The 18,662-nt window shown below is 66.1% G+C and carries 18 protein-coding genes; 11 read left to right on the top strand and 7 right to left on the bottom strand.

All coding sequences use genetic code 11. From position 1 onward, the window contains the following. Positions 1-3: 3 nt before the first annotated feature. Positions 4-873, top strand: coding sequence for a tetratricopeptide repeat protein (locus VQ067_RS27815; RefSeq protein ID WP_073662715.1), 870 nt, complete (start codon positions 4-6; stop codon positions 871-873). A 62-nt stretch (positions 874-935) separates the two neighbouring features. Here VQ067_RS27815 and VQ067_RS27810 read toward each other — a convergent pair whose 3' ends face one another. After that, complete coding sequence (locus VQ067_RS27810; RefSeq protein WP_074241107.1) at positions 936-1,895, bottom strand: LysR family transcriptional regulator; 960 nt, start codon at positions 1,893-1,895, stop codon at positions 936-938. Between the two features lie 64 nt (positions 1,896-1,959). Between VQ067_RS27810 and VQ067_RS27805 the strand changes: the two genes are divergently transcribed. From VQ067_RS27805 to VQ067_RS27795, 3 genes are read left to right on the top strand one after another with little or no spacing between them, the layout of a single operon-like run. Further along, positions 1,960-3,210, top strand: a complete 1,251-nt coding sequence (locus VQ067_RS27805) for a D-amino acid dehydrogenase (RefSeq protein WP_003135827.1) — start codon at positions 1,960-1,962, stop codon at positions 3,208-3,210. 24 nt (positions 3,211-3,234) lie between these two features. Continuing rightward, a complete protein-coding gene (locus VQ067_RS27800; RefSeq protein WP_003095925.1) occupies positions 3,235-3,585 on the top strand; it encodes a RidA family protein in 351 nt (116 codons plus the stop codon). 42 nt (positions 3,586-3,627) lie between these two features. After that, positions 3,628-4,527: a transporter substrate-binding domain-containing protein gene (locus VQ067_RS27795; protein WP_003115039.1), complete on the top strand. Its 900-nt coding sequence runs from the start codon at positions 3,628-3,630 to the stop codon at positions 4,525-4,527. A 4-nt stretch (positions 4,528-4,531) separates the two neighbouring features. On the opposite strand, the gene VQ067_RS27790 is transcribed toward VQ067_RS27795, so the two are convergent. Continuing rightward, complete coding sequence (locus VQ067_RS27790; RefSeq protein ID WP_003095920.1) at positions 4,532-5,008, bottom strand: NUDIX domain-containing protein; 477 nt, start codon at positions 5,006-5,008, stop codon at positions 4,532-4,534. A gap of 181 nt (positions 5,009-5,189) precedes the next feature. Between VQ067_RS27790 and pip the strand changes: the two genes are divergently transcribed. From pip to VQ067_RS27755, 7 genes are all read left to right on the top strand, one after another. Further along, entirely contained in the window at positions 5,190-6,161 is a 972-nt protein-coding gene (gene pip, locus VQ067_RS27785) for a prolyl aminopeptidase (RefSeq protein ID WP_003095918.1), read from the top strand. Then, the gene (dtd, locus tag VQ067_RS27780) at positions 6,158-6,595 is read left to right on the top strand and encodes a D-aminoacyl-tRNA deacylase (RefSeq protein ID WP_003095916.1); all 438 of its coding nucleotides are present in this window, start codon (positions 6,158-6,160) and stop codon (positions 6,593-6,595) included. The genes pip and dtd overlap by 4 nt, the downstream gene beginning before the upstream one ends. Before the next feature lie 455 nt (positions 6,596-7,050). After that, positions 7,051-8,628, top strand: coding sequence for a glucan biosynthesis protein G (locus tag VQ067_RS27775; RefSeq protein ID WP_033991493.1), 1,578 nt, complete (start codon positions 7,051-7,053; stop codon positions 8,626-8,628). Further along, positions 8,621-11,206 (top strand): glucans biosynthesis glucosyltransferase MdoH, encoded by a 2,586-nt coding sequence (mdoH, locus tag VQ067_RS27770; protein WP_003135824.1) that lies wholly within the window; start codon positions 8,621-8,623, stop codon positions 11,204-11,206. Before VQ067_RS27775 ends, mdoH begins: the two co-directional genes overlap by 8 nt. Before the next feature lie 237 nt (positions 11,207-11,443). After that, positions 11,444-12,244: a transporter substrate-binding domain-containing protein gene (locus tag VQ067_RS27765; protein WP_003095910.1), complete on the top strand. Its 801-nt coding sequence runs from the start codon at positions 11,444-11,446 to the stop codon at positions 12,242-12,244. 65 nt (positions 12,245-12,309) lie between these two features. Next, the gene (locus VQ067_RS27760; RefSeq protein ID WP_003103450.1) at positions 12,310-13,272 is read left to right on the top strand and encodes an amino acid ABC transporter permease; all 963 of its coding nucleotides are present in this window, start codon (positions 12,310-12,312) and stop codon (positions 13,270-13,272) included. Next, complete coding sequence (locus VQ067_RS27755) at positions 13,265-13,999, top strand: amino acid ABC transporter ATP-binding protein (protein ID WP_003095906.1); 735 nt, start codon at positions 13,265-13,267, stop codon at positions 13,997-13,999. Before VQ067_RS27760 ends, VQ067_RS27755 begins: the two co-directional genes overlap by 8 nt. Before the next feature lie 7 nt (positions 14,000-14,006). Here the strand turns inward: VQ067_RS27755 and VQ067_RS27750 are convergent, their stop codons facing one another. The 5 genes from VQ067_RS27750 to tatB all read right to left on the bottom strand — a co-directional run bounded on the left by VQ067_RS27750 (position 14,007) and on the right by tatB (position 18,662). Beyond that, positions 14,007-14,468: a UPF0158 family protein gene (locus VQ067_RS27750; RefSeq protein ID WP_003135810.1), complete on the bottom strand. Its 462-nt coding sequence runs from the start codon at positions 14,466-14,468 to the stop codon at positions 14,007-14,009. 109 nt (positions 14,469-14,577) lie between these two features. Further along, positions 14,578-16,521 carry a methyl-accepting chemotaxis protein gene (locus VQ067_RS27745; protein WP_033991492.1) on the bottom strand — a complete coding sequence of 648 codons (1,944 nt, stop codon included), beginning with the start codon at positions 16,519-16,521 and terminating at the stop codon, positions 14,578-14,580. A gap of 211 nt (positions 16,522-16,732) precedes the next feature. After that, on the bottom strand, positions 16,733-17,440 hold the full coding sequence (locus VQ067_RS27740) for a 16S rRNA (uracil(1498)-N(3))-methyltransferase (protein ID WP_003095898.1): 708 nt from the start codon (positions 17,438-17,440) through the stop codon (positions 16,733-16,735). Next, positions 17,437-18,240 (bottom strand): twin-arginine translocase subunit TatC, encoded by an 804-nt coding sequence (tatC, locus tag VQ067_RS27735; protein WP_003095896.1) that lies wholly within the window; start codon positions 18,238-18,240, stop codon positions 17,437-17,439. Before tatC ends, VQ067_RS27740 begins: the two co-directional genes overlap by 4 nt. Continuing rightward, a complete protein-coding gene (gene tatB, locus VQ067_RS27730) occupies positions 18,237-18,662 on the bottom strand; it encodes a Sec-independent protein translocase protein TatB (RefSeq protein ID WP_033991491.1) in 426 nt (141 codons plus the stop codon). The genes tatC and tatB overlap by 4 nt, the downstream gene beginning before the upstream one ends.

Here is an 18,662-nt window from a genome sequence, read left to right as displayed (position 1 = left end):
ATAATGGCTATTGGAATATGGGCTGTACTTTGTCTCGCAGCAGTTCCCGCTATGGCTGACAGCAAGCCTTTTGTCTGCGTTAACGAAAAGGACCATCTACCCCCCCTGGACCCGCAGGCCGATGCTTGGTATCGCGAAGCGGCGACCCTGGCCAAGCCCGATACCTTGCGTCCGTGGCCTCGTATCGTCGGGTTGTACAGCAAGGCGGCCGAGCGCGGCCACTGGAAGGCCATGCACAACCTGGCGAATCTTTATCGTACAGGGTGGCCCGGAGGAGTAGAAAAAGATACGCAGAAGGCATTGGATCTCTATCAAAAGATGATAGATCTGGATGTGCCTCAGGGGTTCTATAATATGGGAGCAATGATTGGAAATCGCGCCGGGGTTAAAAACCCTGCAACTGACGGACTTACTTTTCTTGATAAGGCTGCTAGCCTAGGAAATCCGCCGGCACTAACCGAGCTAGGTAAGCTCTATATATATGTGGCCAAAAAAAAGGATTTGGGGTTGGCGTATACTCACTGTGCTGCTAGCCAGGGCCATGCGCCGGCTAGTTATGAGTTGGGGGCGTATTACAAGATAGTAGAGCATAATTTTCCAAAAGCATTGGGTTATTATCAGACGTCAGTCTCTCAGGGCGGAAAGAGTGCGGCTTTATTTATCTCCGGTGTTTTTGATAAAGCCAGTCCTGATGTCGATAGAATGTGGTACGCCCCCGATGAGAAGCTGCACAAACTATATGATGGTATTTACGATCAACTTGCCGCTGATCCTGATTTGCGTTTTCCCAATTTGATAAAGGACCATCCTCTGCCTCCTCACCCGACCCAAGGCTACGACGTGGACCGCCCAGACTGGAAGCCGGAGCGGTAAGTACGCGAGGCGTGGGCCAGAACGACGTCCAAGGTTTCCAGCGGCAGGCCAGGCGGCAAATGCTACATCTGCACGGCCCGCAAACGCTCCTCGGCCTGGCGGGCGAGCATCCGCAGCAGCGGAGCGAGGGTGTGCGGCGGGGTTTCGTCGGCGCGGGTGATGGCGTAGAGGGTGACCGGGAAGGCCGGGCTCAATGGGCGGATCGCGGTGCTGTGCGGGTCGGCGCCGAGGGCGGTGAAGGGATCGACCAGCGCCAGGCCCGCCCCAGCCTCCACCAGGGCGCGGGCGAGGGCGTAGGTCTGCACGGCGATCTTCACCTGCGGCGGTGGCTCCACGGCGCTGAGGTAATCCTCCAGGCGGGCGAACAGCGGGTCGGCGGTGGACAGCCCGATCAGCGCTTCGCCGGCCAGCCCGGCCAGGCTCAGCGGCTGCCGGCGTTCCGCTTCGGGCCAGTGTTCGCGCGGCGCCAGGGCCACCAATACGCCGCTGGCGATGGCTTCGCCGCGCAGGCCGGGGTGTTCCGGCTGCTTCAGGCTCAGGGCCAGGTCCAGTTCGCGCATCAGCAGGCCCTGCACCAGCTCGCGCGAATGCAAGGTGGCCAGTTCGCAGCCGCTCTGCGGATAGCGCGCGCTCCATTCGCCGATCGCCCGCGGCAGCAGCGACAGCGCCAGGGCCGGGGTGGCGCCGATGCGCAGGCTGTGGCCCGGCTGGCGCCGCAGGTTCTGCGCCAGGCGCCGCACCGCCTGCAGGCTATCGCTGAGCTTGGCCACTTCGCGCTCCAGTTCCAGCGCTTCCGGAGTCGCCAGCAGCTTGCCGCGCACTCGCAAGAACAGCGGGAAGCCCAGTTGCTGCTCGGCGTGCTGCAGGACCTTGCTCACCGCCGGTTGGGACACATGCAGCAACTGCGCGGCGCCGCTGACCGAGCCAGCCTGGCGGATCGCCTGGAACACTTCGATATGGCGGAGCTTCATCATCGGCGCGAACCCATAACCTGGATTTATACCCTGGCCATCTTTATTCATTGTCCTACCGCTGTCATCCGCGCCTATCGTCGAAGCCCTGGAAAACGCCTGGATAACGATTGTCATGGCTCAGCGGGTTTGCATCATCGGCGCCGGCGTGGTCGGCCTGGCCACGGCCTACGCCCTGGTTCGCGAAGGGTTCGACGTGACCCTGGTGGAAGCGCGCGAGCGGGGCGGGCTGGAAACCAGCTACGCCAATGGCGGGCAGTTGTCCTATCGCTACGTGGCGCCATTGGCCGACAGCGGCGTGCCGGCCCAGGCGCTCGGCTGGCTGCTGCGCAACGATGCGCCGTTGCGCCTGCGGCCGCGCCTTGATCCGGCGCAGTGGCGCTGGCTGCTGGGCTTCCTCGCGGCCTGCCGCGGCTCGCTGAACCGCCGCAATGCCGCGCACCTGCTGCGCCTGGCATTGCTCAGCCAGCGCACCCTGCAGGCCTGGCGCGAGGAGGATGGCCTCGATGGCTTCGACTGGCGGCGCAACGGCAAGCTGGTGGCGTTTCGCCAACCGGCCAGCTTTGCGCGGGCCCGCCAGGGCCTGGCCGATCCTTCGGCGCAATTCGTCCTGACCGCCGCCGAGTGCCTCGCGCTGGAGCCGGCCCTGTCCGCCGCGCCCTTCGTCGGCGGCATCCACACGCCGGACGAGGAGGTCGCCGACTGCCATGCCTTCTGCGTGCAACTTGCCGAGCGCCTGCAGGCTTCCGGACATTGCCGGCAACTGCATGGCCGCAGGGTGACGAAGATCGTCGAGGGCGGCGCGGCGGTGCGTGGCGTCGAGGTCGGCGGCGATCTCATCGAGGCCGATCATGTGGTGCTGGCCGCCGGCTACCGCAGCGCCGAATTGATGCTGCCGGGCCTGCGCCTGCCGCTATACCCGCTCAAGGGCTATAGCCTGACCCTACCGGTCGGCGCGCAGCACCGCGCGCCGGATACCAGCATCACCGATTACGACCGCAAGATCGTCTACGCGCGGATCGGCGAGCGGCTGCGGATCGCCGCGATGGTCGACATCGTCGGCTTCGACCCCGGCCTCGAGCCCGCGCGCCTGGCACTGCTGCGCCAGCAGGCGCGGGACACGTTCCCGCAGGGCGGCGATTTCGACGCCGCCGTCGAATGGGCCGGCATGCGCCCGGCCACGCCCACCGGGGTACCGCTGGTGGGCAACGGCGGCTACCGCAACCTCTGGCTCAACCTCGGCCACGGCGCGCTCGGCTTCACCCTGGCCTGCGGCAGCGCGCGCCTGCTGGCCGAGCAGATCGGCCGCCGCCCGCCGAGCATCGATACCACTGGCCTGCTGCCGCGCGGCGCGCTGGCTGGCTGATCCCCCCTCGACTGGAGCACTCCCATGGAACCGACCCGTATCGCCACCAACGACCGCCTGTCCGCCGCGGTCTGCTTCGACGCCTTGGTATTTCTTTCCGGCCAGGTGCCGGGCCAGGCCGAGGATATCCATGGCCAGACCCGCGAGGTGCTGGCGAAGATCGACGCGCTGCTGGCCGAGGCCGGGTCGCGCAAGGAGCGTATCCTCAGCGCGACCATCTACCTGAAGGACATCGCCCGCGATTTCGCCGCCCTGAACGAGGTCTGGACCCAGTGGTTGCCGACCGGCCAGGCGCCCAGCCGGACCACCGTCCAGGCGGAGCTGGCGCGTCCGTCGGTGCTGGTGGAGATCACCGTGGTGGCGGCCAGGGGCTGACTTACTTTCCATAGCCATAAGAAAAAAGAGGCAGAACCTCCGATGAAAACCCTTGTATCCAGCACTTTCGCACTCTCCCTGTCGCTCGCCATCGGCGCCGCGCAGGCCGAGGAACTCAGCGGCACCCTGAAGAAGGTTGCCGACAACGGCACGATAACCCTGGGTTATCGCGATGCCTCGGTGCCTTTCTCCTACCTTGGCGATAACAGCGGCCAGCCCATGGGCTATTCGGTGGAACTGGCCGGCAAGGTGGTGGAACGGCTCAAAAGCACCCTCGGCAAGCCGGAACTCAAGGTGAAGTACAACCTGGTCACTTCGCAGACTCGCATCCCGCTGGTGCAGAACGGCACCGTCGACCTGGAGTGCGGCTCCACCGGGGTCACCGCCGAGCGGCAGAAACAGGTGGCGTTCTCCTACGGCTTCATCTACGTCAAGGGCCAGTTGCTGACCCGCAAGGACAGCGGCATCGCCCACTTCGACGACCTCAAGGGCAAGAACGTGGTGACCACCGCCGGCACCACCAACGAGCGCTACCTGAAGAACTACAACGCCGAACACAAGCTGGGGATGAACGTGGTCAGCGCCAAGGACCACGGCGAAGCCTTCCAGATGCTGCAATCGGGTCGCGCGGTGGCCTTCTACATGGACGATGCGCTGCTCTACGGCGAACGCGCCAAGGCGCGCCAGCCGCACGACTGGGTGGTGGTCGGCGAGCCGCAATCGCGGGAGATCTACAGCTGCATGGTGCGCAAGGACGACCCGCAGTTCCTTGCTCTGGTCAACGAGACCCTGGCCGGGCTGTATCGCTCGGGCGAGATACAGGGCATCTACCAGCGCTGGTTCCAGCAGCCGATCCCGCCCAAGGGGTTGAACCTGGAGTTCCCCATGACCGCGGAGCTGAAGGCGATCCTCGAGAACCCCACCAGCGATCCGGTGCAGTGAGCGTCTAGCGCTGCAGGCCGAGGTGGCGGATCGATGGCGTCGGCGCGTCCAGGCGCGACCAGACGTCGTCGGCCAGTTCGGCCGGATAGAAAGACGGCAGGCCAGGCAGTTCGTCGCGGGCGATCCAGCCGACCTCGCGGATATCGAACTCGTCGCCGCCCAGGCCCTTCAGGTTGGCCAGGGTCGGCTCGCCACGCCAGGCGTCGATGCGGTAGAACAGCTCCATGTGGAAGCGCCCGGCGGCGGGTTCGGCGAATTCGCGCACGTAGACCAGCGGGCCGACGTCCACCCGCAGGCCGGTCTCCTCGAAAAACTCGCGCCGGACGGTATCCTTCGTCGATTCGTCGCATTCCGACTCGAAGCCGCCGCCGGGCGGAATCCAGTAGATGTCGCCGCCGACCTCGTGGCGGACCAGCAGGATGCGTTGCTCCACCACCAGCAGGCCGGCGGCGCGGATACGGTGTCGCAAGGCCTCGGCCATGCTCGTTCTCCCGGCGCCAGGCGCCGTTGCTTGGATTGATGGTTTCCTGTCTACCGGGGCGGACATGAAAGCCGCTCGGTTTTTTTCCCGGCGCCGAAGTATCATGCGCGGCAGAGCAAAGGACGGGCCCCGCTGTCGACGTTTGCGCCGGGGGCCGAACACATCGCCTCGGGAGCGCATCATGCTAGTTCTGTATCCGGAAATTAAACCCTACGCTCGCCACGAGCTGGCCGTCGACGAACCGCATGTGCTGTATGCCGACGAAAGCGGTTCGCCGGACGGACTGCCGGTCGTCTTCGTCCACGGCGGCCCCGGCTCTGGTTGCGATGCCCTGTCGCGTCGCTTCTTCGATCCCAACCTCTACCGTATCGTCACCTTCGACCAGCGCGGTTGCGGCCGTTCCACGCCCCACGCCAGCCTGGAGAAGAACAGCACCTGGGAGTTGGTGGCGGACATGGAGCGCCTGCGCGAGCACCTGGGTATCGAGAAGTGGGTGCTGTTCGGCGGTTCCTGGGGCTCGACCCTGTCGCTGGCCTACGCGCAGACCCATCCCGAGCGGGTCCATGCGCTGATCCTGCGCGGCATCTTCCTCTGCCGTCCGCAGGACATCCACTGGTTCTACCAGGAAGGCGCCAGCCGCCTGTTCCCCGACTATTGGGAAGACTATGTCGCGCCGATCCCGCCGGAAGAGCGCGGCGACCTGCTGGCGGCCTTCCACAAGCGCCTGACCGGTAGCGACCAGATCGCCCAGATGCACGCCGCCAAGGCCTGGTCGACCTGGGAGGGCCGCACCGCCACGCTGCGCCCCAACCCCATGGTGGTGGACCGCTTCACCGAGCCAGGCAGGGCGCTGTCGATCTCGCGCATCGAGAACCACTTCTTCGTCAACCAGGGCTTCCTCAGGCCCAACCAGTTGCTCGAGGACATGCACCGCATCGCCCATCTGCCTGGCGTGATCGTGCATGGCCGCTACGACGCCATCTGTCCCCTGGACAATGCCTGGGCCCTGCACCAGGCCTGGCCGAACAGCGAACTGCAGATCATCCGCGACGCCGGGCACACCGCCAGCGAGCCGGGGATAGTCGATGCGCTGGTGCGCGCCACCAACGAGATCGGCCGGCGACTGCTCGACCTGCCGCCGGAGGCCGAATGAAGGCATTGCTGCAGCGCGTCGGCGCGGCGCGGGTGGAGGTTGGCGGCGAAATCGTCGGCTCCATCGATCGCGGCCTGCTGGTGCTGGTCGGGGTCGAGCCCGAGGATGGCGAGCGTTGCGCGGCGAAGATGCTGCACAAGCTGCTCAACTACAGGGTGTTCGGCGACGACGAGGGCAAGATGAACCGGTCCTTGCTGGACGTGCAGGGCGGCTTGCTGCTGGTCTCGCAATTCACCCTGGCGGCGAACACCCGCAGCGGACTGCGTCCGAGCTTCTCCAGCGCGGCGCCGCCGGCGCAAGGAGAGACGGTGTTCGAGCACCTGGTGAAACTGGCGCGGGAGGCCTATCCGCAGGTGGCGACCGGGCGTTTCGGCGCCGACATGCAGGTGCACCTGGTCAACGACGGGCCGGTGACCTTCCTGCTGGAGAGTTGATCGGCGTCGAGGGGATTGTCCCCAAGGTGCTTCAGGGAGGGATGCGGGGCCGGAACGGTGAATTTTTGTGACAGATACATGGCCTTTTGTCACAACCTCGGTGCATCATCCGCACGCCGATTTCATGCTGTACAGGACAGGCCGGCCGGCATCCCGATGCCGGGCGGGGCGTCCTGCAACCCAATGGACGGGAATCATTCCGCCCGGGCAGGGTCGGAACCTCTGGGGTCGCTAGCCGACGAGCGGCATGCCCCCTGGTCTTCCAGGCCCGGTGCACGTAACGCGAATGACTGGAAACAGGCATTCTTTTTGTCAGATCGCGCCAAATCTGGCTATCTATCGGGTTTGGCAGCGAATGTGGCGAAACCATGTTCGACCGGCACTCCGGTGCCGTCGGAGACCCCTGAACGGTCAGGGCGTCTTCAGTAATTCATGTTCACGGACGAGGGGGCCTCGTGATTTTCCGTTCCGTTTCAAACACCGATTTCCGCGCCCGCGTGCGCACCCTGCTGCTTGCCGGCTCGACCGCGCTGGCATTCGTCGCCGCCCCGGTATGGGCGTTCAGCATCGACGACGTGGCGAGCAAGGCCAAGGACCTGGCCGGCGACAAGTATTCCGCGCCGACCAGCAACCTGCCATCGGAATTCAGCGAAATGAAATTCGCCGATTACCAGCAGATCCGTTTCATCAACGAGCGCGCCTACTGGGGCAAGCTGAAGACGTCGTTCAAGCTGAGCTTCTATCACCAGGGCATGCACTTCGACACGCCGGTGAAGATCAACGAGGTGACCGCTACCACGGTCAAGCCGATCAAGTACGATCGCACCAAGTTCGATTTCGGATCCCTGAAGTTCGACGAGAATGCCACCAAGGATCTCGGCTATGCCGGTTTCCGCGTGCTCTATCCGATCAACAAGGCCGACAAGCAGGACGAGATCGCCACCTTCCTCGGCGCGAGCTACTTCCGCGTGGTCGGCAAGGGCCAGGTCTACGGTCTGTCGGCGCGCGGCCTGGCGATCGATACCGCGCTGCCTTCGGGCGAAGAGTTCCCGCGCTTCCGTGAATTCTGGATCGAGCGGCCGAAGGCGCAGGACAAGCAACTGGTGATCTACGCCCTGCTCGACTCGCCGCGGGCCACCGGCGCCTACCGCTTCGTGCTGCGTCCGGGCAAGGATGCGGTGATGGATGTCCAGGCCCGCGTGTTCCTCCGCGACAAGGTCAGCAAACTGGGCCTGGCGCCGCTGACCAGCATGTACCTGTTCGGCTCCAACCAGCCGTCCGAGCAGCACAACTTCCGGCCCGAGCTGCATGACTCCAGCGGTCTGCAGATCCATGCCGGCAACGGCGAGTGGCTGTGGCGTCCGCTGAACAATCCGAAGCACCTGTCGGTGAGCACCTTCAGCGTGGAGAACCCGAAAGGCTTCGGCCTGCTCCAGCGCGGCCGCGAGTTCTCCCGCTACGAAGACCTGGACGACCGCTACGACCTGCGTCCGAGCGCCTGGATCGAGCCGAAGGGCGACTGGGGCAAGGGCACCGTGGAACTGGTGGAAATCCCGACCCCGGACGAAACCAACGACAATATCGTCGCGTTCTGGAACCCCGAGACCCAGCCTGAGGTCGGAAAGCCGCTGGACTTCGCCTACCGCCTGCACTGGACCATGGATGAAGACGAGCTGCACGACCCGAAATCCTCCTGGGTCAAGCAGACCATGCGCTCGGTCGGCGACGTGAAGCAGAAGAACCTGATCCGCCAGCAGGACGGCAGCACCGCCCTGGTCGTCGACTTCGACGGGCCGGCCCTGAAGGACCTGGCGCCGGACGCGCCGGTGACTACCCAGGTCAGCACCGACAGCAACGCCGAGGTGGTGGAGAACAGCCTGCGTTACAACCCGGTCCTGAAAGGCTGGCGCCTGACGCTGCGGATCAAGGTCAAGGATCCGAAGAAGCCGGTGGAAATGCGCGCGGCGCTGGTCGACGAGGCGCAGAAGCCACTGAGCGAAACCTGGAGCTATCAGCTGCCTGCCGATGAATAACCCATCCACTACGAAAGCACCGCTGGCCGACTACCTCGCTCATCTTCCCCTGGCGGAAGAGGAGCGGGAGCGACTTGGCGAGTCCGCTTCCTTCTCCGAGCTGCACGCTCGCCTGGCGGGAGCGGAAGGCGCCGCTGCCGATGCCGGGGGCGATCCCGCCCTGGCCTCGGTACGCGCCCGCCTGCAGCTGGGCACCCCTGAGCTGGACGACGCCGAGATGTTCGGCGTCGACGCCCAGGGTCGCACCTTCCTCAAGATTTCCCCGCCGATCCGCCGTACCAAGGTGATTCCCGAGCCCTGGCGCACCAACATCCTGGTGCGCGGCTGGCGTCGGCTGACCGGACGCAGCAACCCGCCCAAGCCCAAGCGTGCCCTGCCGCGGGCCCGCTGGCAGCGGGTCGGCTCGCTGCGCCGGTTCATCCTGCTGTTGTTGATGCTGGCGCAGACCTCGGTCGCCACCTACTACATGAAAGGCATCCTGCCCTACCAGGGCTGGGCCTTCGTCGACCTGGAGGAACTGGCCCAGCAGAGCCTGCTGGATACCGTCCAGCAGGTGCTGCCCTATGTCATCCAGTTCGGCATCCTGGCGCTCTTCGCGATCCTCTTCTGCTGGGTCTCGGCCGGCTTCTGGACCGCGCTGATGGGCTTCTGGGAGCTGCTCACCGGGCGCGACCGCTACCGGATCTCCGGCAGCAGCGCCGGCAGCGAGCCGATCGCCGCCGACGCCCGCACGGCGATCGTCATGCCGATCTGCAACGAAGACGTGCCGCGGGTATTCGCCGGCCTGCGGGCGACCGTCGAGTCGATGGCCGCCACCGGCGAGATGGAGCGCTTCGACTTCTTCGTCCTCAGCGACACCAACGACCCGGATATCGCCGTCGCCGAGCAGCAGGCCTGGCTCGAGCTGTGCCGCGAGACCAAGGGCTTCGGCAAGATCTTCTACCGTCGCCGCCGGCGCCGGGTGAAGCGCAAGAGCGGCAACATCGACGACTTCTGCCGGCGCTGGGGCGGCGACTACCGCTACATGGTGGTGATGGACGCCGACAGCGTGATGAGCGGCGACTGCCTAGCCAAGCTGGTGCGCCTGATGGAGGCCAATCCTGAGGCGGGGATCATCCAGACCGCGCCGAAGGCGTCCGGCATGGACACCCTGTATGCGCGCATGCAGCAGTTCGCCACCCGCGTCTACGGCCCGCTGTTCACCGCCGGCCTGCACTTCTGGCAACTCGGCGAGTCGCACTACTGGGGCCACAACGCGATCATCCGCATGCAGCCCTTCATCGACCACTGCGCCCTGGCGCCGTTGCCGGGCAAGGGCTCGTTCGCCGGCGCGATCCTGTCCCACGACTTCGTCGAGGCTGCGCTGATGCGCCGTGCCGGCTGGGGCGTGTGGATCGCCTACGACCTCGACGGCAGCTACGAAGAACTGCCGCCGAACCTGCTCGACGAACTCAAGCGCGACCGCCGCTGGTGCCACGGCAACCTGATGAACTTCCGCCTGTTCCTGGTCAAGGGCATGCACCCGGTGCACCGCGCGGTGTTCCTCACCGGGGTCATGTCCTACCTGTCGGCGCCGTTGTGGTTCTTCTTCCTGGTGCTTTCCACCGCGCTGCTGGCGGTGCACCAGCTGATGGAGCCGCAGTACTTCCTGGAACCGCGGCAGTTGTTCCCGATCTGGCCGCAGTGGCATCCGGAGAAGGCCATCGCGTTGTTTTCCACCACCCTGACCCTGTTGTTCCTGCCCAAGCTGCTCAGCGTAATGCTGATCTGGGCCAAGGGCGCCAAGGGTTTCGGCGGGGTGATCCGAGTGACCCTGAGCATGCTCCTGGAGATGTTCTTCTCGGTGCTGCTGGCGCCGGTGCGCATGCTCTTCCACACCCGCTTCGTGCTGGCCGCCTTCCTCGGCTGGTCGGTGCAGTGGAACTCGCCGCAGCGCGACGACGACGCCACGCCCTGGAGCGAGGCGATCCGCCGGCACGGCATGCAGACCCTGCTAGGTATCGCCTGGACCCTGCTGGTGGCCTGGCTCAACCCGCGCTTCCTGTGGTGGCTGTCGCCGATCGTCGGTTCGCTGATCCTGTCTATCCCGGTATCGGTGATCTCCAGCCGGGTGAAGCTGGGCCTGCGCGCCCGCGATGAAAAGCTGTTCCTGATCCCGGAGGAGTACGACACGCCGCGCGAGCTGCGCGCCACCGACGAGTACACCTACGAGAACCGCTGGCATGCGCTCAAGGATGGCTTCCTCAAGGCCGCCGTCGATCCGTTGCTCAACGCCCTGGCCTGCGCCATGGGCACGGCTCGCCACAACCGTGCGCAAGCCATCGAGACGGTGCGCGGCGAGCGTATCGGCAAGGCCATCGAGAAGGGCCCGGAACAGCTCGACGGCGCCACGCGCCTGGCCCTGTTGAGTGACCCGGTAGCACTTTCGCGCCTGCATACGCGGGTCTGGGAAGAGGACCGCGACGACTGGCTCGGCCGCTGGCGCAAGGCCGAGGCGGACGACCCCCACGCCGCCAGCGTACCGCTGGCCCAGGTAGTGCCCGGCGACGCCGGCCTGCTGCCCGCCGCCCAGTCCTGATCCCATGCCCCCGGCGGAACGCCGCCGGGGGCATGGTCTGTTTCTTGCCTGTTTTCCCCGTGCGGCGCTGCTGTTACCCTGCGCCGGCAATCCAGAAAGTCTCGTATCGTTCGCCAGCTGAGGTACTATCGGCCGCCTTTTGCGCAGCCGGTCATGGCCTGCTGCCCGCCCGGGACGGCGACACGACGAGAGCATCCGTTCGACGACTGTGTTTCTAAGACTGCTGGGGATTGGGGAATGAAAAAGTATCTTGCTTCATTGGTTCTGGGCGTCTGCGCCCTGGTGGGCGTGGCTTCGGTCCAGGCGGCCGGCGCGGTGGAGGACGCGGTCAAGCGCGGCACCCTGCGGGTCGGCATGGACCCGACCTACATGCCCTTCGAGATGACCAACAAGCGCGGCCAGATCATCGGCTTCGAAGTCGACCTGCTCAAGGCCATGGCCAAGTCCATGGGCGTCAAGCTGGAGCTGGTCTCCACCAGCTACGACGGCATCATTCCGGCGCTGCTGACCGACAAGTTCGACATGATCGGCTCGGGCATGACCCTGACCCAGGAGCGCAACCTGCGCCTGAACTTCTCCGAGCCCTTCATCGTGGTCGGCCAGACCCTGCTGGTGCGCAAGGAGCTGGAAGGCAAGATCAAGTCCTACAAGGACCTGAACGATCCGCAGTACAGCATCACCTCGAAGATCGGCACCACCGGTGAGATCGTTGCCCGCAAGCTGATCAGCAAGGCCAAGTACCACGGCTTCGACAACGAGCCGGAAGCGGTGATGGACGTGGTCAACGGCAAGGCCGACGCCTTCATCTACGACTCGCCCTACAACGTGGTGGCGGTGAGCAAGTTCGGCGCCGGCAAGCTGGTCTACCTCGACCAGCCGTTCACCTACGAGCCGCTGGCGTTCGGCCTGAAGAAAGGCGACTACGACAGCATCAATTTCATCAACAACTTCCTCCATCAGATCCGCGAAGACGGCACCTATCAGCGCATCCACGACAAGTGGTTCAAGAACACCGAGTGGCTGAAGGAAATGGAATGAACCGCTGACGGCCCCCGCGAAGGGGGCCGTCGTACCTGCGCATTCCATCGTTCGAGAGAGTTTCCGTGACCAAGAAGAAACGTTCCGTCTGGCCCTGGCACCTGCTGACCGGGCTGATCCTGCTGGTCCTGGCCTGGGCGCTGTGGTTCTCCACCTCGCTGATTTCCTATGAATGGCGCTGGAACCGCGTTCCGCAGTACTTCGCCTACCAGGCCGAGGAGCCGTTGCGGGCCAACGAGATCGGCCGGGTCGAGGCTATCGAGGAACAGGGCAGGGACGCGCGCGTCACGCTGCTTGGCGAGAGCGGCGAGAAGCAGGTCGTGACCGTCGCCCAGGACAGCCTGCAATTCTCCGAAGGCGACGACGTGGCCGAGGGCGACGCGGTCGGGGTGACCCGCCACTGGGCCGCCGGCCCACTGCTCTGGGGCCTGTGGACCACCCTCTGGCTATCGCTGGTGTCCGGTGCCATCGGCTTGGCGATCGGCCTGGTTGCCGGCCTCTGCCGGCTGTCGAAGAACCCGACCCTGCACGACCTGTCGACGATCTACGTCGAACTGGTGCGCGGCACGCCGTTGCTGGTGCAGATCTTCATCTTCTACTTCTTCATCGGCACCGTGCTCAACCTGTCCCGCGAGTTTGCCGGGGTCGCGGCGCTGGCGCTGTTCACCGGCGCCTACGTGGCCGAGATCATCCGGGCCGGCGTGCAGTCCATCGCCCGCGGACAGAACGAGGCCGCCCGCTCCCTGGGCCTGAACGCCGGCCAGTCGATGCGCTACGTGATCCTGCCGCAGGCCTTCAAGCGCGTGCTGCCGCCGCTGGCCGGGCAGTTCATCAGCCTGGTCAAGGACACCTCGCTGGTCTCGGTGATCGCCATCACCGAACTGACCAAGAGCGGCCGCGAGGCGATCACCACCTCGTTCTCCACCTTCGAGATCTGGTTCTGCGTCGCCGCGCTGTACCTGCTGTTGAACCTGCCCCTTTCGCACATGGCATCCCGACTGGAGCGGAGGCTCGGACAAAGTGATTGAAGTACGCAACCTGCTGAAGGTCTTCGATACCCGCGGCCAGGTAGTGCGCGCGGTGGACGACGTGAGTACCCGCGTGGCCAGGGGCGAGGTGCTGGTGGTGATTGGTCCGTCCGGTTCCGGCAAGTCGACCTTCCTGCGCTGCCTGAACGGCCTGGAGGAGTTCGACGAAGGCTCGGTGAGCATCGACGGCGTCGACCTGGCCGACCCGAGGACCGACATCAATGCCTACCGCCGCGAAGTCGGCATGGTGTTCCAGCATTTCAACCTGTTCCCGCACATGACCGTGCTCGAAAACCTCTGCCTGGCCCAGCGCGTGGTGCGCAAACGCGGCAAGGCCGAGCGCGAGGCCAAGGCGCGGGCGCTGCTGGCCAAGGTCGGTATCGGGCAGAAGGCCGACGAATATCCCTCGCGCCTGTCCGGCGGCCAGCAGCAGCGCGTGGCGATCGCTCGCGCGTTGTGCATGGACCCCAAGGTGATGCTGTTCGACGAACCGACCTCGGCGCTCGATCCGGAGATGGTCGGCGAAGTCCTCGACGTCATGAAGACCCTGGCCGTGGAAGGCATGACCATGGTCTGCGTGACCCACGAGATGGGCTTTGCCCGCGAAGTGGCCGACCGCGTGCTGTTCTTCGACCACGGCAAGCTGCTGGAGGACGCGCCGCCGGCGCAGTTCTTCGACAATCCGCAGGACCCGCGGGCCCAGGCCTTCCTTCGCCAGGTCCTCTAGTACCGCGCTAGGCGAACGGCTTGCCCGGCGGCGGCAGGAGCGACGTCGGACTCTGCCGCGCGGCCGGCTGGATATCGTTGTCCTCCAGCCAGTCCAGCGCCCATTCGCGCAGGCGCTCGTTCTGGTAGCGGTACCAGTCCTGCAACAGTTCCGGGTACTCCATCAGAGAGTGCTTGAAGGCCTTGAACGGCTTGCGGCTCTGCAGCGCGTTGGCGAGCGTCGCATAGGCGTGCGGCTCTTCCACCTCGCGGAGGAAATCCTGCATCAGTCCCAGCGACTGGGTGGTGCTCAGCGGGTCGATCAGCAGCAGGCGTTCCGGCTCGTTTTCCAGCAATGCGTCCAGTTCGGGATCGGGCGCCTCGGCGGAGATCAGCAGCACCTTGCCGCTGTGCAGGTCGAGGTAGTGGTCGATTCCCGGGGTATCCAGGGCGAAGGCCAGTTCGTCGATATCGATGGTCATCGGGCGCATGGCGTCATCTCCCAAAAGGCGAAAGCCTGATCCTACGCAAAGGTGCCCCTCCTGTCCGCTTTCGATGGACGGGAGGGGCTGCCGATGCAAGGAGGATCCTCTCGGGATGTTACAGGCGGAAGCGTCCCACCTGCGCCTGCAACTGCGTGCCCAGGCGCGCCAGCTCGCCGCTGGAGGCGGCGGTCTGCTCGCTGGCGGCGGCCGACTGCTCGGCGACGTCGCGCACGCTGAGGACGCTGCGGTTGATCTCCTCGGCCACCGTGCTCTGTTGCTCCGCGGCAGTGGCGATCTGCAGGTTCATGTTCTGGATGTCGGAGACGGTGCGGGTGATGCTGTCCAGCGCGGCGCCGGCGCGGCGCGCCAGTTCCACCGTGCTGGCGGTCAGCGAGCGGCTGTTCTCCAGGCGTTCGGCGGCTTCACCGGCGCCCTGCTGGAGACGCTGGATCAGGCCCTCGATCTCGGCGGTGGACTGCTGGGTGCGCTGGGCCAGGCCACGGACCTCGTCGGCGACCACCGCGAAGCCGCGTCCGGCGTCGCCGGCGCGTGCCGCTTCGATGGCGGCGTTGAGCGCCAGCAGGTTGGTTTGCTCGGCCACCGACTTGATCACGTCGAGGACGCTGCCGATCTGCTCGCTGTCGTTCTTCAGGCGCGCCATGGCTTCGCTGGAAACGTCCATTTCGGTAGCCAGGCGCTCGATGCGGGTCACCGCCTGGTCGACCACCGCGTCGCCCTGGCGCGCCTCTTCATCGGCCTGGCGAGCGGCCTGGGAGGCCAGCTCGGCGTTGCGCGCGACGTCCTGCACGGTGGCGGCCATCTCATGCATGGCGGTGGCGACCTGGTCGGTCTCCACTTTCTGGCTGTTGACCCCGGCGCGGGTCTGCTCGGTGACCGCCGAGAGTTCCTCGGCGGAGCTGGCCAACTGGCTGACGCCGTCGCCGATCCGCCCGACCAGCTCGCGCAGGCTGTCACCCATGCGCTGCATGACTCGCTGCAACTGGCCCAGTTCGTCGCGGCGCTGGAGGGTCAGGGGATTCTGCGGACGCTTGCCGAGGTCGCCGGCGGCGATGGCCTCGGCCTGCGCGAGGGCTTCGTCCAGCGGCCGGACGATCTGCCGGTTGATCGCCCAGCCGGCGACGCAGCCGAAGGCCAGGGCCAGCGCGGCGATCAGCCAGAGGCTGGCGCGGTCGCGGCTGGCGGTGCTCTCGCGCAATTGGCGACCGGCTTCGGTGAGGGTCCGGCCGGCCCGGGCCATATCCTGGGTGCTGCTTTGCATCGCTTGCTGCGCCTGGCGCGTGCGGACGACGCCGGCACGGAACTGCTCGATGCCGCCACGATAGCCCTGGAGGCTGCGCATGGCCTGTTCCAGCGCCGCATCGGCCTCGCCGGGCAATTGGCCTCGCAGCGTCGTGCCGGCCTGGCGGAGGGCGTCGAACGCGGCGAACGCGGCCTGCTCGGCCTTGTCGCTGCGCTCGAAGACGTAGCCGCGCACCTGGTAACGCACCATGAGCAACTGTTGGTGCAGGTCGGCCACCGCACGGCTGCGTTGCAAGGCCTGCGGGTCGCCGGCCTGCTGCGCGAGGCTGGCGTCCATCAGTTCCTCGAGGCGGGCGAAGCTGTCCAGCGCCTGCTGTGCAGTGCCCACCAGCACACCACGGGCGGCGCTGCGTTGCTGATCGGCTGCGGCGAGGTCGTCGAAGGCCTTGCGGTAGGCTTCGATGGCTTCGGCCTGGTGGGCCAGGGCGGCCGGGTCAAGCTCGCTGTGGCGCAGCGCCTGCAGGCGCTGGAGCATCCCGGCCAGGGTCTGGCGGACCTGCTCGGCCTGGCGCGGGTCGCTGCCGGCTTCGAATGCCAGGCGGCCTTGTTCGGCTTGCTGGGCCTGTTCCATCAGGCTGGCGACTTCGGCGAGCTGCTCGCTGAGGGCGGTCTGGTGCGTGAGGGTGCGGTTGCTGCTGATCACCACCAGCAGAAGCAGCGCGAGGAGGACACCGAAACCGACCATCAGCTTGCGGCTGACGCTCAGCTTGGCCAGTTGGAGAACCCACCAATCGTACATCGTCATTACTCCAGGCAGTGCGACACCCTGGGTTGACAGCCCCATGGCGTGGCGGAACAGGTAATGGCTCAGCGTCGTCGCGTCCGGCGTGCGGGCGCGGAGGGCCGGTACGTGGCCGGCGGGCGAGGTCTTATGGTTGTCATGCGGAGCCCTGCGCGACAGAGGATGTCGGCCGGGCGGGGAAAACCTTCAGTCTTTTACCGGAGTTTTTTCAGAACAACCGCGCAAGCAAGGCGCTGACCGCGGTTTCCACGCGCAGGATACGTTCGCCGAGCTGCACCGGATGCAGTCCGGCTTCGCGCAGCTTGTCGACCTCGTAGGGAATCCAGCCGCCTTCCGGGCCGATCGCCAGGGTCACCGGCTTCTCCACCGCGCGCGGACAGGCCGGCCAGGGGCCGGGATGGCCGACCAGGCCGAGGCTGCCGGCGGCCAGGGCCGGCAGGCGGTCTTCGACGAAGGGTTTGAAGCGCTTCTCGACGATGATTTCCGGCAGCACCGTATCGCGGGCCTGCTCCAGGCCGAGGACCAGGTTCTCGCGGATCGCCGCCGGGTCGAGGAACGGGGTCTGCCAGAAGCTCTTTTCCACGCGGTAGCTGTTCAGCAGCACCAGCTTCGGTACGCCCATCGCGGCGATGGTCTGCAACACCCGGCGGAGCATCTTCGGTCGCGGCAAGGCCAGCAGCAGGGTGATCGGCAGCTTGGCCGGCGGCGGCTGGTCGAAGCGCACCTCCAGGGTCGCCTCGCTGGCGTCGAGCTTCAGCAGGCGGCCTTCGCCCATCCAGCCGCCGAGGCGGCCGACCCGCAGGGTGTCGCCGTTCTCGGCGCGGTGCACTTCGTGCAGGTGCTTGAGGCGGCGATCGTGCAGGACCGCACGATCCGCCGACACGAAGTCGGCGTCGTCGAGGAGCAGCAGGTTCACTGGCGGGTGGCCGGAGGCTGGTCGCCGTCGCTGGCCGGTTGGTCGTCCGGATGCTCGCCGCGCTTGCGTACCAGGCGGCCGAACAGCAGGCCGATCTCGAACAGCAGCCACATCGGCACCGCGAGCATGGTCTGGGAGAAGATGTCCGGCGGGGTCAGGACCATGCCGACCACGAAGCAGCCGATGATCACGTACGGGCGGATCTTCTTCAGGTACTCGACGTCGACCACCCCGATCCAGATCAGCAGCACCGTGGCCACCGGGATCTCGAAGGCGACGCCGAAGGCGAAGAACAGGGTCAGGACGAAGTCCAGGTAGCTGTTGATGTCCGTCATCATCGCCACGCCCTCGGGCGTCACGCTGGCGAAGAAGTGGAAGATCATCGGGAACACCAGGAAGTAGGCGAAGGCCATCCCGGCGTAGAACAGGATGATGCTGGACACCAGCAGCGGCAGCGCCACGCGCTTCTCGTGCTTGTACAGGCCGGGCGCGATGAAGCCCCAGACCTGCGCGAGGATCACCGGCATGGCGAGGAACAGAGCCACCACCATGGTCAGCTTGAACGGCGCGAGGAACGGCGAGGCGACGTCGGTGGCGATCATGCTGGTGCCTTCCGGAAGGAAGCGGCGCAACGGCTCGGAGACCAGGGTGTAGATCTTCTGCGAGAAGTAGAACAGGCCGGCGAAGATCAGGAAGATCGCCGCCACGCTGCGCAGCAGGCGCGTACGCAGTTCGGTCAGGTGCGAGACCAGGGGCATTTCCTGGTCGTGCTCGGGCTGCTCGGGTTTATCGGCGCTCATGGATTACGCGGCGTCTCGGACGGTGGCGAAGGGGGAGTGGAGGTAGCGACTGCCGGCGGTGCCGCGGCGTCCGCGGGCGGAACCGCAGGCGTGCTGGGCGGCGGCGGCGTGGGTACGCTTGGCGCCGGGCTCTCGGCCGCCGGCGGCGGGGTTTCCTGCTGGGGATTCTGGCCGGTCAGCGGGGCCAGCAGCTTCTGCGCTTCGCGCTCCATCGAGAGGATGTGCTCGTTGTGCAGTTGCCGGCGGATCTCGTCCGCACCGATTTCCCGTTCCACTTCCTGCTTGATGGTATTGAAACTGCGCTTCAGGCGGCCGATCCACAGGCCGGCGGTACGTGCGGCGCCCGGCAGGCGCTCGGGGCCGAGCACCAGCAGGGCGACCAGCCCGACCAGCAACAGTTCGCTGAAGCTGATTCCGAACAT

Origin of the sequence: Pseudomonas sp. KBN12P06040, assembly GCF_037574965.1 — a bacterium.
GTDB classification, from domain to species: Bacteria; Pseudomonadota; Gammaproteobacteria; order Pseudomonadales; family Pseudomonadaceae; genus Pseudomonas; species Pseudomonas aeruginosa.
This window is presented reverse-complemented; position numbering and strand designations above follow the sequence as displayed.

What these genes read in the sequence shown, in the direction of transcription:
- VQ067_RS27765 (WP_003095910.1), top strand. Translation starts at nt 11,444, where the DNA reads ATGAAAAAGTATCTTGCTTCATTGGTTCTGGGCGTCTGCGCCCTGGTG.
- VQ067_RS27815 (WP_073662715.1), top strand. Translation starts at nt 4, where the DNA reads ATGGCTATTGGAATATGGGCTGTACTTTGTCTCGCAGCAGTTCCCGCT.
- tatC (WP_003095896.1), bottom strand. Translation starts at nt 18,240, where the DNA reads ATGAGCGCCGATAAACCCGAGCAGCCCGAGCACGACCAGGAAATGCCC.
- VQ067_RS27790 (WP_003095920.1), bottom strand. Translation starts at nt 5,008, where the DNA reads ATGGCCGAGGCCTTGCGACACCGTATCCGCGCCGCCGGCCTGCTGGTG.
- VQ067_RS27805 (WP_003135827.1), top strand. Translation starts at nt 1,960, where the DNA reads ATGGCTCAGCGGGTTTGCATCATCGGCGCCGGCGTGGTCGGCCTGGCC.
- mdoH (WP_003135824.1), top strand. Translation starts at nt 8,621, where the DNA reads ATGAATAACCCATCCACTACGAAAGCACCGCTGGCCGACTACCTCGCT.
- pip (WP_003095918.1), top strand. Translation starts at nt 5,190, where the DNA reads ATGCTAGTTCTGTATCCGGAAATTAAACCCTACGCTCGCCACGAGCTG.
- VQ067_RS27800 (WP_003095925.1), top strand. Translation starts at nt 3,235, where the DNA reads ATGGAACCGACCCGTATCGCCACCAACGACCGCCTGTCCGCCGCGGTC.
- dtd (WP_003095916.1), top strand. Translation starts at nt 6,158, where the DNA reads ATGAAGGCATTGCTGCAGCGCGTCGGCGCGGCGCGGGTGGAGGTTGGC.
- tatB (WP_033991491.1), bottom strand. Translation starts at nt 18,662, where the DNA reads ATGTTCGGAATCAGCTTCAGCGAACTGTTGCTGGTCGGGCTGGTCGCC.
- VQ067_RS27795 (WP_003115039.1), top strand. Translation starts at nt 3,628, where the DNA reads ATGAAAACCCTTGTATCCAGCACTTTCGCACTCTCCCTGTCGCTCGCC.
- VQ067_RS27750 (WP_003135810.1), bottom strand. Translation starts at nt 14,468, where the DNA reads ATGCGCCCGATGACCATCGATATCGACGAACTGGCCTTCGCCCTGGAT.
- VQ067_RS27745 (WP_033991492.1), bottom strand. Translation starts at nt 16,521, where the DNA reads ATGTACGATTGGTGGGTTCTCCAACTGGCCAAGCTGAGCGTCAGCCGC.
- VQ067_RS27810 (WP_074241107.1), bottom strand. Translation starts at nt 1,895, where the DNA reads ATGAATAAAGATGGCCAGGGTATAAATCCAGGTTATGGGTTCGCGCCG.